A 12334-nucleotide genomic window follows, 5' to 3' on the forward strand; every position below is an offset into this window, starting at 1 on the left:
CCGATGCGGAGGCAGGCGTGACCGAGGCTTACTACTCGCAGAAAATCCACGGCCCTTTCGAGAAACAAGCGCTCGGCGATTTCGATCTGGTGAGCGGAGAGAAAATTCGCGACCTCGAGATCGCCTACGCCACTTTCGGAACGCTTTCGCCGTCGCGCGACAACGCCGTGCTGTTTCCCAGCTGGTATTCCGGCTCGTCGAAAATTCTCGAGCTCGCCTATGTCGGCCCCGGCCGCGCGCTCGATCCAGAAAAATACTTCATCATCCTGGTCAATCAGATCGGCGCCGGCCTCTCCAGCTCGCCGAGCAGCACGCGCGCGCCCTTCGGCGCCGCGCGCTTTCCCGAGGTGGAGATCGCCGACGACGTGCGCGCACAGCACCGTCTGGTGACGGAGATTTTCGGAATCGAGCGTCTCGCCCTCGTGCTCGGCGGCTCCATGGGCGCGCAGCAGACCTATGAATGGGCGGTGCGTTTTCCCGAGGCCGTGCGGCGCGCCGCGCCCATCGCCGGCCTCGCGCGCGGCACGCCGCACAATCGTCTGCTGGTGCAGACATTCATCGATGCGATCGTCTCCGATCCCGCCTTCGAGGAGGGCTGGTACGAGCGCGCCTCTCGCGTCCATCGCGGCTTGCGCCGACACGCCCGCCTCTTTGCGGCCTCCGGCTTCTCGCCGGCGCTCTACAACAGGCGCGGCTATGCGGAGCTGGGCTTCACGACGACCGATGATTTCGTCACCGGCTTCGTCGAAAATCACTTCCTGCCGCAGGACCCCAACAATCTTCTTCTGCTGCTGCGCAAGTGGCGCGACGCCGACGTCTCGCGAAACGCCGATGGCGATCTTTCGGCGGCGCTCGGCCGAATTCGCGCCGACACAACGGTCATCGCCATCGACGAGGACGGCTTCTTCCCGCTCGCCGACATAGAGGCCGAGCAGAAGCTCATTCCCAATAGCCGATTGCGCCGCGTGTCGTCGCCCTGGGGCCATCTCGCCCTCTTCGGAGCGGACGGCGCCTACAATGCGGCGATCGACCGTCATCTCGCCGAGCTGCTCGCCGCCTGACGGCGCGCGAATTCCCTGTGCGAGCGTAAAGGAGGAGCATGCAATGTCGAACGTCACCGCAGAGGCCGTGGCCATTCCGGCCGACCGTCCGCCGATCGATCCCTATCCGCTCAGCCCCTATGTCGCCTGGGCGGGAAACCGCAATCGCGACCCGATCCTCGAAGTGTTCAAGGAGATTTTTCCAAAGAGCGGCAATGTGCTCGAGCTGGCCAGCGGCGCGGGCAATCACATCAATTATTTCGCGCCACACTTCAAGGAGCTGTTCCTGCAGCCCTCCGATTACGACGCGGATGTCTTCGAGACGATCAAGGCCAAGCGCGCGGAAGCGGGAAACGCCAATGTCTCGGATCCGCTGAAGATCGATCTCACCAAATCCGAGACCTGGCCCGATCCGAAAGATCGGCTCTATGACGTGATCTTCGTCGTCAATCTGTTTCAGGTCGCGCCCGTCTCCATCGCGGACGGCATCGCGCAGCTCGCGGCGAAGCTGCTGACCAAGGACGGATTCGTCGCCATTTATGGCCCGTTCAAGGTGGAGGGCGGATATACGACCGCCTCCAATGAAGCCTTCGACAAGGAAATCCTCGCCGCCAAGGTCTCCGAATGGGGGCTGAAGGATGTGCGGGATCTCGAGAAGGCGGCCGCGCCGCATGGCATAGCGCTCAAGAAGATCCTCGATCTTCCGGCCAATAATTTCATCCTGATCTTCGGCCGCGCCTGACGGTTTCGAGCCTTCTCCCCGCAGCGAAGCGCGCGGGGAGAAGCGCGCGCCGCCTCAGCTGGCGTAGGTCTCCACCCGCGTGAAGAAATCGCGGATGCGCGGAACGATCTCGCGGCGGAAGCGCGAGCCGTTGAAGACGCCATAATGGCCGACGCCCTCCTGCAGATAATGCTGCTTGCGGACGTCTGGAATATTCGCGCACAGCTCTTGCGCGGCATAGGTCTGGCCGACGCCGGAGATATCGTCCTTCTCGCCTTCCACCGTCAGCAGCGCGGTGCGCTGTATGGCCGAAAGATCGATGATCTCGCCGCGATGACGCAGCAGGCCCTGCGGAATCTCGTGGCGGATGAACACTTTCTCGACCGTCTCGAGATAGAACTCGGCGGCGAGATCCATGACCGCGAGATATTCGTCGTAGAAGTCGCGATGCTTCTCGGCGGAATCGCCGTCGCCCTCGACGAGATGGTTGAACATATCGAAATGCGCGGCGACATGGCGCTCGAGATTCATGGCCATGAAGCCCGAGAGCTGCAGAAAGCCCGGATAGACCTTGCGCCCGAGCCCGGCGTGGGGAAAGGGCACGGTATGGATGCAATTGCGATGGAACCAGTCGACGCCGCGCTCCACGGCGAGACGATTGACCGCCGTCGGGCTGCGGCGCGGATCGATCGGTCCGCCCATCAGCACCATGGATTCGGGAGCGTCGACGCCGCCCTCGCCATCCAGCGCCGCAATGGCGCAGATGAGCGGCACGGACGCCTGGCAGACGCCGAGCGTATGCAGCGGAACGCCATCGTCGCGCTTCGACAAGAGGCGCAGCGCATCGACGAGATAATCGACATAGTCGTCGAGACTGAAGACGCCTTTCTCGGTCGGCACGGAACGCGCGTCGGACCAATCGGTGATGTAGACGTCATGGCTGGGCAGAAAGGCCTCCACCGTGCCGCGCAGCAGAGTGGCGTAATGGCCGGACATCGGCGCGACGATCAGCAGCTTGGATTGGCGCGGCGCCTCGCCCTGGAAGATGCGCTGGAAATGCAGCAGCCGACAGAAAGGCCGCTCCCACACCACCTCCTCGACGATGGGCGTCGCCACGCCGTCGATCAGCGTCTCGGGAAGGTCGAAGACCGGCTTGCCATAGCGGCGCGTCATGCGCTCGAATAATTCCGCCGCCGCCGCGACGCTGCGCCCTACCGACGTATGCGCGAAGGGATTGAACGGATTTTTGAAGGTCGTGAGAGTAGCGTCCGACATCGCCCGCGCCGGGGCGAAAGCCAAGTGCATCATCTCATAGAACTGGTACGATATCCGGTCCATCTCTCCACGCTCCCTTCATGCGCGGCCGCCGCTCATTCGAGCTGTGCTGCGACGCACAAAAAAGAAATTATAGCATAGTCAATGTCTCCTGAAATGAAATCTGGTGATGTTTTGCGCTAGGCGCCAAAAATTTTTCATTCGACCCGCCCAAGCACCAGCTAATCTGCTCAATTACTGAGCATCGCCAGAGCGGCGCCTGCGAAAGCGCAGATCGCCGTCGCCGCGGCGCAGCTGAAAATCCGCAAGGCGCGGCGAATATCCGCCGGCGTCGCCTCGCTGCGCCCGGAGCCGAGCCAGGCGCCCTTCACCTCATGCGCGCCATAGGCGCGCGGGCCGCCGAGCCGCAAATCCAGCGCGCCGGCCATCGCCGCCTCCGGCCAGCCGGCGTTGGGCGAGGCGTGCGCCTGCGCGTCACGCAGGCAGGTCGAAAATGCGGCCCGGAGAGAGCCTCCCGTCAGCGCTGCGCCTATCGCGATGAGAGCCGCCGAGAGGCGCGCGGCGGGAAGATTGAGGAGATCGTCCAATCGGGCGCTCGCCCAACCGAACGCTTCGTGTCGCATCGTCCTGTGGCCTATCATGCTGTCGGCCGTATTGACGCTTTTGTATATGAGAGCGCCGGGCAGTCCGAACAAGACGGTGGCGAGGGCCGGGCCGATGACCCCGTCCGAGAAATTCTCGGCGAGGCTTTCGATCGCCGCCCTGCTCACCCCCGCCTCGTTCAGCCGCGAGACGTCGCGGCCGACGATTTTTCCGACGCTGGCGCGGCCGCGCTCGAGCGAGCGGTCGAGTTCCTCGGCCACGTCCTTCACATGCGAATAGAGGCTGCGCTGCGCGTAGAGGCTCGAGGTCAGCACGGCCAGCGGAATAATCCCGAAAGGCAGAGCGAGGCAGGCCCCCTGCAGCAGAAGGCCGATCGCGAAAGCGATGGCGACGACGATGAGAACCGCGAGGACGCCGGCGAGACGGCGCAGCAGCGGCGGCGCGCCATCGCGATTGAGCGAGCGATCCAGCGCCGCGATCAGCGCGCCGATCCAAGTGACCGGATGGCCGACGGCCGCGAAGAGCGGCTGCGGATAGCCGATCGCCGCCTCGATCGACAGACCGAGCGCGGCGAGCGCCAGATTATCCGCGAGAGCAGCGAGCAAAGCTCAGCGGCCGAAGAGGCCAGTGAGGCTCGCCTTGGCGAGGACGTTCTGATTGACGATGAAACCGACGAGCGAGGCCGTCGCGCCCTCCGGCGCCTCCACCTTCGGGGCGCTCAGCGCATAGACAGTGAAGACATAGCGATGCGGCGGATCGCCGACCGGCGGGCAAGGACCGCCCCAATGGGAAAAGCCGTAATCGTTGCGGATCGGCTTCGCGCCCGCGGGCAGCAGGCCGGCGCCGCCCGCCGCTCCAGCGCCTTGCGCCAGCGCGCGCGCGGAGGCGGGAATATCGACGACGAGCCAATGCCAGAAGCCGGCGCCGCCGGTCGGCGCGTCCGGGTCGTGGCAGAAGAGCGCGAAGCTCTTGGTTCCGGCCGGCGGCTCGCTCCAATTCAGCTGCGGCGAGACATTGTCGCCCGTGCCGCCGAAATCGTCGAAAACGAATTTGCGATCGATGGTCGCGCCCTCGGCGATATCCGGGCTGGACAGCGAGAAGCCGCCGCCTGCGGCCTCCGCCGGCGCGAGGAGAATGTGGAAATCGAGGAGATTGCGCGTCATTTCGGCCCCCTGTCTCGCTGCTCGGTATGGGAGGCTTCTTCTAGTCCAAAGCGCGCGCAGTGTCGCGCGGAGAGAATGCGGTTTATGTGTCGCCCATGACAGACGCGGATTCGACGAAACCCCCGCTGCGCCGCGGCTGGACCACCGGCGCCTGCGCCACTGCGGCGGCGCGGGCGGCCTTTGTCGCGCTCGTCTCCGGGAGCGAGCCGCCCGATCCGGTGGAGATCGGCCTGCCGGGGGGCAGGCGCGTCGCCTTCGCGCTCGCGCAATTCACCCGCGGCGAGGACTATGCCGAGGCCGGCGTGGTGAAGGATGCCGGCGACGATCCCGACGTCACCCATGGCGCGCTGATCCGCGCAAAGGTCCGCCGCGCGCCGGCGGGCGCAGGGGTGAGCTTTGCCGCCGGCCCCGGCGTCGGCGTGGTGACGCGCCCCGGCCTGCCGCTGCCGCCGGGCGAGCCGGCCATAAACCCCGTTCCCCGCGCCATGATGCGGCAGGCGATAGCGGAAGCCGCCGCCGAGCTCGGCGCGGCGCCGGACGCGCAAATCGAGATTTCCGTCGAGAATGGCGAGGAGCTCGCCCGCTCGACGCTCAACGGACGGCTCGGCATTATCGGGGGGCTCTCCATTCTCGGCACCACGGGAATCGTCGTGCCCTATTCCTGCTCCGCCTGGATCGACAGCATCCACCGCGGCGTCGACGTCGCCCTCGCCTGCGGCCTCGACCATGTCGCCGCGACCACCGGCTCCACCTCGGAAGACGCCGTGCGCAAGCTCTACGGCCTGCCGGAGGAGGCGCTGATCGAGATGGGCGACTTCGCCGGCGGCCTGCTCAAATATTTGCGCAAGCATACGGTCCCGCGCGTGACCCTCGCCGGCGGCTTCGCCAAGCTGACCAAGCTGGCGCAGGGGCGGCTCGACCTTCACTCCAGCCGCTCCTCGATCGATCTGGCCGATCTCGTGGCGACCGCCCGCGCGGCCGGCGCCGGCGAAGCGCTCTGCGCGGCGATCGAAAAGGCCAATAGCGCGCTGGAGGCGCAGGCGACCGCCCGCGCGGCGGGCGTGGACCTCGCCGCCCCGATCGCGCAGCGGGCATGGGACACGGCCGCCGCGGCGCTCGCCAATCCGGCGACCGCGCTCGAGATCATCGTGGTCGGCCGTGACGGCGCCATACTCGCAAGCTCAGGCTTCCGCCCGGCGATTCGCTTCCGCCGCGCGATTCATGGAGAGGACCGACAAAAGTGAACAAGCCCGCCGCCGGCTTCTCGCGCGCCGACCTGACCAGAGGCGAGATGCTGCAGATCATGATCGGGCTCGGCCTCGCCATGCTGCTCTCGGCGCTGGACCAGACCATCGTCGCCACCGCTCTGCCGACGATCGGCCAGGATCTCGGCGATTTCGAGCATCTGCCCTGGATCGTCACCGCCTATCTCGTGGCCGCCACCGCGTTGACGCCGCTCTACGGCAAGCTCGCCGACATCCATGGCGTGCGCGTCATGCTGCTGATCGGCATTTTCACCTTCGTGCTCGGCTCGGTCGCCTGCGCGGTCTCGCCGAATCTCACTTGGCTCGCCATTGCGCGCGCGGCGCAGGGCGCGGGCGGCGGCGCGCTCATCGCGCTGGCGCAGACGATCATCGCCGATCTCGTCAGCCTGCGCGAGCGCGGCCGGGCGCTCGCCTATTTCTCGATCGTCTTCGCCGGCGCCAGCGTCGGCGGCCCGATCCTCGGCGGCGTCTTCGCCGAATATCTGCATTGGTCGCTGATCTTCTGGATCAATCTGCCGCTCGGCCTCGCGGCTTTCTTCATGACCTATTTCAAGCTGGCGCGGCTGCCGCTGCGCCGCCATCCGCATCGCGTCGATATCGCCGGCGCGGCGCTGCTCGTCATCGCCTCCGTCGCCTCGCTGCTCGCGCTCTCCTGGGGCGGCGTGCGCTATCCCTGGGGCTCGGCGCCAATTCTCGCCATGCTGGCCACGGCGCTCGCCGGCTGGGCGATCTTCGCCTGGCGCACCAAGACGGCCGAGGAGCCTTTGATCCCGCTCGCCGTGCTGGCCGACGACGTCATTCGCAACGCCATTCTCGCGGGCGGCTTCGGCCTCGGAACCTTCGTCGCGCTGACGATGTACATGCCCCTATATTTCGAGGGCGCGCTGCGCCTCTCCGCCGACCAGTCCGGCCTCGCGCTGATCCCGCTCACCGTGGCGACAGTGACCGGCGCGGCCATCTCGGGACGGCTGCTCAGCCGTCTGCGCCATTACAAGGCGCCGCCGCTGGCGGCTCTCGCGCTCGCTTTCGTCGCCCTGCTCATTGCGCGGCAATTTCTCGCCGATCTGCCGCTCGCAGCGTTGGATGCGCTGCTGGCGATCGTCGGCTTCGGCGTCGGAGCCATGCTGCCGGTGACGACCGTCTGCGTGCAGAGCGCGGCGCCGGGGCATAATCTCGGCACGGCGACGGCGGTGATGCAATTCTCGCGTCAGCTGGGGTCGGCGCTGATCGTGGCGATCATCGGCGCGATCGTCATCGGCGCCGGCCATGGCGCGCTCATCGCCGAAGCCGCCACTGGGGCCGGCGTGGAAGCGCTGCGCGAGACCTTCCGCACCGCCTTTCTGATCGGCGCGCTGTTCATCGCTCTGTGCTTCGTCTTCCTGGCGCGAATGGAGGAGAGAGATTTGCACCGGGAGAGGTGAACGCCTCCTCACCCGTCATGCGCATATTGCGCGCCGGTCAATATTCCCGAGAAACCGCCCGGCGCGGCGGCTGGATAGACCGGATGCAGCGCCACCGATAGGCGGAGCGCGGCCCATTCCGTGAGCCCCACCGTCGGCACGGCGACGTCGCCGCGCTGATAGTGCGCGAGCAGCCCCTGCGCCGCCTTCTCCGCCTGCGCGTAGATGCCGGGACCCACCCAGCGCGGCTTGGGCAGGCCGGTCATGCGGCAATAGAGCGCCGCGCAGACATAAGCGGACGCCTCTTCCGAATTGCCGTCGATCCCCGTGCGCAAAAGATCATAGGCGCAATGCAGGCTCTCGTGGACGACGTAGCTGGCGTCGAGGCGGCCCGCCGTCGTATTCACCTCGAGCGTGTTGGCCGCCACTACCGTCCCATCGGCGCGGGTGCGCGCGACGTCATTGTATTGTGCGGCGACGCCCGCCGCGAGATCGGTGGGAACGGCGACATGGACGGCGCCGGCGCGGATCGCACGCGCGACGCGATGAAAAGTCTGCCGCGCGATCGTCACATTGCTTCCGGCGATGGGAAAGCGAAACCGAATGCGCGCGACCGTCGCGCCTTCGAGAATCGCGATGACGCGAGATGTCAGCGACATGATGCTTTCCTTTTCAAATATGGAAATCAAAAAAATCGCGCCGCCCGTCGAAAGCCATGTGAAATGGACAGCATCGCGTCATTGAGACCGCGCCTAGCGGCCGCGTCTGTGCGCTGGAGCACAGCGGCGCCTGTCGCGACGTTCGACGCGGCGGGCGCAACGAAAAAGGCCGAGCGGCGCGTCACGCCGCTCGGCCGGCTTTTCCTCGATCACGCGCATTCACATGATGCGCGGCGTCTCAGCTGTTCCGGCGCGCGGCCGTGTGGATGATCGTGCCGACATGCTCGCCGCGCAGAGCGGCGGTGAGCCGGCCGGGGACGAGGCCGTTGACGATCTGCACATGGTCGATATGGCGCGCCGTCGCCATCACCTCGAGCATGGCGCGGTCGAAGGGCAGCGTGCCCTTGTGATCGGCGAGCTCGGAGAAGCTCGTCTCTCGAATGAGCTGCGCCTTCTCGCCGTCCGGTCCATTGGGGTCGCTCGTGTAGAGGCCGTCCACATCCTCGACGATGGTGAGGCCGGCGGCGCCATAGGCGTCGGCGAGCAGAAAGGCGCCCGTGTCGGCCCGATGCGGCGGAATGCGCGAGCCGGGGAACTCGTGATGGTGATAGGGCGGAAAGGCGCTGCCCACCACGGCGCGGGTCGCGCTCAAGTGAATCGCCAGCTGATTGGCGATGGTCGGATGCTCGATATAGGAGACGCCCTCCGGCGCGAGCAGCGAGGCGAGGATATGGCCGTTCTGCCCGGCCTCGCTCGCGGCGAGCGGGGCCAGCGAGCCGACCGGCAGGCCGAGATCGAGCCCGACGCCATAGAGGTGGCGCGCGCGCACGCCGGCGCCGGTGAGGAAGAGCAGCCGATGCTCGGGCATGAGCTTTCGGATCTCCTCCACCAGCGGCAGGATCGCCTCGGCGCCGCGATCCATGATGGCGCGGCCGCCGATCTTCACCACCTGCAGCCAGGGCAGCACGCGGATCGGACGCTTGCCGGCGACGGGGCGCGTCAGCTCGGAGTCGAGAAGGGTCTGCCGCGCGAGCGGAGAGGCGACATGCTTGATGTTGTAGGTATGGGTCATGATCCGTCTCAGCTCGCGGTGATGATGGTGCCGACATGCTCTCCAGAAAGAGCGCGGGTCAGATTGCCGGGGACGAGGCCGTTGACGATCTGCACCTCGCGGATGTGACGCGCGGATTTCAGCAGATCGAGCAGCGGGAACTCGAGGATCGAATCCTGCAGGCCCTGCTCCTTCATCTCATCGACCGTGATCTTGGGGATGAATTTCGCATTCTTGTCGGTCTTGGGATTGGCGGTGAACAGGCCCTGCTCGTCCTTGACGAAGATCATCGCCTTGCAGCCGAACTGCTCGGCGATGAGGAAGCAGCCCGCATCGGTGCGATAGGGCGGAATGACGCCTTCGGCCGCCGGACGCATCCACAGATTATAAGGCGGCATGCCGCTGAACACGACGGCGTTGACCTCCTGCAGATAGAGCGGCACCGCCGAGAGGCCGGCGCCGTCCACGGCGGAAATGCCATGCTTGGCGAGCAGCTGGCCGAGCATCGCCGCATTCTGATCGGCGACCGAGGCGCCGAGCTGCGAGAGCACGCCCGCCGGCAGGCCGACGCCCGCCGCTATGGAATAGAGATGGCGCGCGCGCGTGCCGGCGCCCGTGCCGATCAGCATCTGATGCGCCTTGCGCGCGGTGACGATCTCATCGACCAGCGGATAAACCGCCGAGCGGCCGCGATCGATGATGCTCTGGCCACCGATCTTGATCACCGACGCGTCCGGCAGGATGCGAAAATCCTCGGCCTTGTCCGCCGCCGCGAGAAGTTCCACGTCGGTGAGCGAGCGCTGCATGAGGATCGCCTCTAGCTCCGCTGTCGTATGTGCCATCAGTGACGCCTTTCGTCGTTGTTTCTGCAGTCGTCGACCACATGCGTGTAGGTAGAACGCGTCGAAGAGACCCGCAATATGTGAAAAACATGCGCTATTGCCGGGACAGCCGCAATTTTCGACGCTCTTCTGCTCTGCCGGAAAAAACGACGAAAAACGCATATTTCGAGACAGTCAGCTAGTCGCGGCGCAGAGCGCGTCAAGCATGCGGCAAAGTCGCACGGCGCGCCGCGGCGCTGGCCCGGCGCGAAAGCCGTGGCAGTCACGAGAGCTTCATTGCGCCGCCATCGCGCTGAGATCGGGCTTCGCTAGCTTTGCCTGCCGCGACGCTCACGGCGAGCGCCGGCCTCGAGATTGGAAAAGTGCTTTTTCTTGCGAAATGCGAGGGCCACATGAACATACGCCTGCTTTTGAAGAGCGCCTGTCTCGCGACGACAGCGCTCACCGCGACGTCGATCGTGATCGCCGCCAAGGCCGAGTCCACACGGACGCCGATCAAGCATGTCATCATCGTCGTCGGCGAGAACCGCACCTTCGACAATCTCTTCGGCGGCTATCGTCCCGCCGCCGGCCAGAGCGTCGACAATCTGCTGAGCAAGGGCATCATCAAGGCCGACGGAACGCCCGGTCCGAATTTCTCCAAGGCGACGCAGAACATCGGCTCCGATCTCTATCATTATGAGGTCGTGACGCCGTCGACCGGCGCCTACGCCACCCTGCCGCAGCCCTACACCACTTACGCCGCCGGCGTTCCGCAGGGCGTGCCGGATGCGCGCTTCCCCGCCGATCTGCCCAATGGTCCTTATCAGATCAGCAAATATGTCTCTTACGCCGCCTATACCGGCGACCCTGTGCATCGCTTCTTCCAGATGTGGCAGGAGTGGGACGGCGGCAAGCTCGACAAGTTCGTCTGGGTCGAGAAGACCATCGGCACCGGCTCCAACGGCAATCCGCCGGCCGGCTTCGATCCCAAGGAGGGCGCGATCTCCATGGGCTTCTTCAACATGAACGCCTATACGGATGCGAATGGCGCCGCGCAGACCGGCGACGCGCCCTATTTCAAATCGCTCGCCGATTCTTACGCGATCAGCGACAATTACCATCAGGCGGTGATGGGCGGCACGGGCGCCAATTTCCAGGCGATCGTCACCGGCCATGCGGCTTTCTACACCGATCCTGCGCGTCTCGACGGCTCGCCCGCGACGCCGCCCGTCAATCAGATCGAAAATCCCGATCCGGTCAGCGGCACGAATAATTACTACACGCAGGACGGCTACAGCGGCGGCTCCTATGTGAACTGCCATGATCTGTCGCAGCCGGGCGTCGCCGCTGTCGATCAGCAGCTGCGCAGCCATGGGACCTATGAGCGCAAATGCGCGCCGGGGCACTACTACCTCGTCAACAACTACAACATGTATTGGAACCAGACGCCGTCCGTGACGCGCGCGCTCGGCGCGACGAAGTTCACGCTGCCGCCGCAGAAGGCCTCGACCATCGTCGATGTGCTGAACGCGCATAATGTGTCGTGGAAATATTACAGCGCCGATCGCGGCGACGATCCCACCGTCTTCGCCAATTCGGTCGATGGCGTGAATTTCCCCGTCACTGGCGGCGCGCCCTTCCACTCCTATTGCGGCATTTGCGATCCGCTCACCGGCTATCTGCAGGTGATGACGACGAGCGAATACGCCAAGCTGCAGAACTATGGCGCCTTCCTGAAGGATTTGACCGACAGCACGCTGCCGGCCGTGTCCTTCGTGCGTCCCTTCGAGGCCTTCGCCGCGCATCCGGCCGATTCGACCAGCAATCTCTACGAGCAATTCCTGAAGACGCTGATCGCGCGCGTGCAGAATTCCTCCGCCTGGGATTCGACGGCGATCTTCATCACCACGGATGAAGGCGGCGGCTATTACGACTCGGGCTATATTCAGCCGGTGGACTTCTTCGGCGACGGCACGCGCATTCCGCTCATCGTGGTCTCGCCCTACGCCAAGAAGGGCTATGTCGACCACACCTATTACGACCATGTCTCGCTGCTGAAATTCATCGAGCGGAACTGGAAGCTGCCGACCATCTCGCATCTCAGCCGCGACAATCTGCCGAACCCGATTCCCTCGCGCGAGAATCCCTATATTCCCGCCAATCGGCCGGCGATCGGCGATCTCGTCGATCTCTTCGTCTTCGCCGATCACGATCACGATCACGATCACGACGACGATCACGATCATGATCACGGCCATCACGATCATCACGGCCGCGATCGCTGAGCGTCGCGCCGAGGCCGCGTCCGATGCGACGCGGCCTTTTCAAAATCC

11 protein-coding genes are annotated in these 12334 nt (G+C 65.4%); 5 read left to right on the forward strand and 6 right to left on the reverse strand.

The window, feature by feature from the left end:
* The first annotated feature begins 17 nt into the window (after positions 1-17).
* Positions 18-1061, forward strand: coding sequence for an alpha/beta fold hydrolase (locus ACT53T_RS00730; protein ID WP_476159480.1), 1044 nt, complete (start codon positions 18-20; stop codon positions 1059-1061).
* Positions 1062-1104: 43 nt separating this feature from the next.
* Entirely contained in the window at positions 1105-1782 is a 678-nt protein-coding gene (locus tag ACT53T_RS00735; RefSeq protein WP_476159482.1) for a DUF938 domain-containing protein, read from the forward strand.
* Between the two features lie 54 nt (positions 1783-1836).
* Here ACT53T_RS00735 and ACT53T_RS00740 read toward each other — a convergent pair whose 3' ends face one another.
* From ACT53T_RS00740 to ACT53T_RS00750, 3 genes are all read right to left on the reverse strand, one after another.
* Positions 1837-3099 (reverse strand): polyhydroxyalkanoate depolymerase, encoded by a 1263-nt coding sequence (locus ACT53T_RS00740; RefSeq protein WP_476159483.1) that lies wholly within the window; start codon positions 3097-3099, stop codon positions 1837-1839.
* 167 nt (positions 3100-3266) lie between these two features.
* Entirely contained in the window at positions 3267-4244 is a 978-nt protein-coding gene (cbiB, locus tag ACT53T_RS00745; protein WP_476159484.1) for an adenosylcobinamide-phosphate synthase CbiB, read from the reverse strand.
* 3 nt (positions 4245-4247) lie between these two features.
* Complete coding sequence (locus ACT53T_RS00750; RefSeq protein ID WP_476159485.1) at positions 4248-4802, reverse strand: YbhB/YbcL family Raf kinase inhibitor-like protein; 555 nt, start codon at positions 4800-4802, stop codon at positions 4248-4250.
* Between the two features lie 95 nt (positions 4803-4897).
* Between ACT53T_RS00750 and ACT53T_RS00755 the strand changes: the two genes are divergently transcribed.
* Both ACT53T_RS00755 and ACT53T_RS00760 read left to right on the forward strand, forming a co-directional pair.
* Entirely contained in the window at positions 4898-6046 is a 1149-nt protein-coding gene (locus ACT53T_RS00755; RefSeq protein ID WP_476159487.1) for a cobalt-precorrin-5B (C(1))-methyltransferase, read from the forward strand.
* Positions 6043-7488 (forward strand): MFS transporter, encoded by a 1446-nt coding sequence (locus ACT53T_RS00760; protein WP_476159488.1) that lies wholly within the window; start codon positions 6043-6045, stop codon positions 7486-7488. Before ACT53T_RS00755 ends, ACT53T_RS00760 begins: the two co-directional genes overlap by 4 nt.
* Positions 7489-7496: 8 nt before the next feature.
* Here the strand turns inward: ACT53T_RS00760 and ACT53T_RS00765 are convergent, their stop codons facing one another.
* From ACT53T_RS00765 to ACT53T_RS00775, 3 genes are all read right to left on the reverse strand, one after another.
* Positions 7497-8126, reverse strand: a complete 630-nt coding sequence (locus ACT53T_RS00765) for a hypothetical protein (protein ID WP_476159489.1) — start codon at positions 8124-8126, stop codon at positions 7497-7499.
* A gap of 238 nt (positions 8127-8364) precedes the next feature.
* The gene (locus ACT53T_RS00770; RefSeq protein ID WP_018267445.1) at positions 8365-9198 is read right to left on the reverse strand and encodes an amino acid kinase family protein; all 834 of its coding nucleotides are present in this window, start codon (positions 9196-9198) and stop codon (positions 8365-8367) included.
* Between the two features lie 8 nt (positions 9199-9206).
* The gene (locus ACT53T_RS00775; protein ID WP_476159491.1) at positions 9207-10019 is read right to left on the reverse strand and encodes an amino acid kinase family protein; all 813 of its coding nucleotides are present in this window, start codon (positions 10017-10019) and stop codon (positions 9207-9209) included.
* Between the two features lie 392 nt (positions 10020-10411).
* Between ACT53T_RS00775 and ACT53T_RS00780 the strand changes: the two genes are divergently transcribed.
* A complete protein-coding gene (locus ACT53T_RS00780; RefSeq protein WP_476159493.1) occupies positions 10412-12286 on the forward strand; it encodes an alkaline phosphatase family protein in 1875 nt (624 codons plus the stop codon).
* Positions 12287-12334 lie beyond the last annotated feature (48 nt).

This window comes from Methylosinus sp. DMC45 (genome assembly GCF_056313885.1).

Coding starts and splice junctions, on each gene's coding strand:
- ACT53T_RS00735 (WP_476159482.1), top strand. CDS start 1,105: ATGTCGAACGTCACCGCAGAGGCCGTGGCCATTCCGGCCGACCGTCCG.
- ACT53T_RS00740 (WP_476159483.1), bottom strand. CDS start 3,099: ATGGACCGGATATCGTACCAGTTCTATGAGATGATGCACTTGGCTTTC.
- ACT53T_RS00750 (WP_476159485.1), bottom strand. CDS start 4,802: ATGACGCGCAATCTCCTCGATTTCCACATTCTCCTCGCGCCGGCGGAG.
- ACT53T_RS00755 (WP_476159487.1), top strand. CDS start 4,898: ATGACAGACGCGGATTCGACGAAACCCCCGCTGCGCCGCGGCTGGACC.
- ACT53T_RS00765 (WP_476159489.1), bottom strand. CDS start 8,126: ATGTCGCTGACATCTCGCGTCATCGCGATTCTCGAAGGCGCGACGGTC.
- ACT53T_RS00770 (WP_018267445.1), bottom strand. CDS start 9,198: ATGACCCATACCTACAACATCAAGCATGTCGCCTCTCCGCTCGCGCGG.
- ACT53T_RS00775 (WP_476159491.1), bottom strand. CDS start 10,019: ATGGCACATACGACAGCGGAGCTAGAGGCGATCCTCATGCAGCGCTCG.
- ACT53T_RS00780 (WP_476159493.1), top strand. CDS start 10,412: ATGAACATACGCCTGCTTTTGAAGAGCGCCTGTCTCGCGACGACAGCG.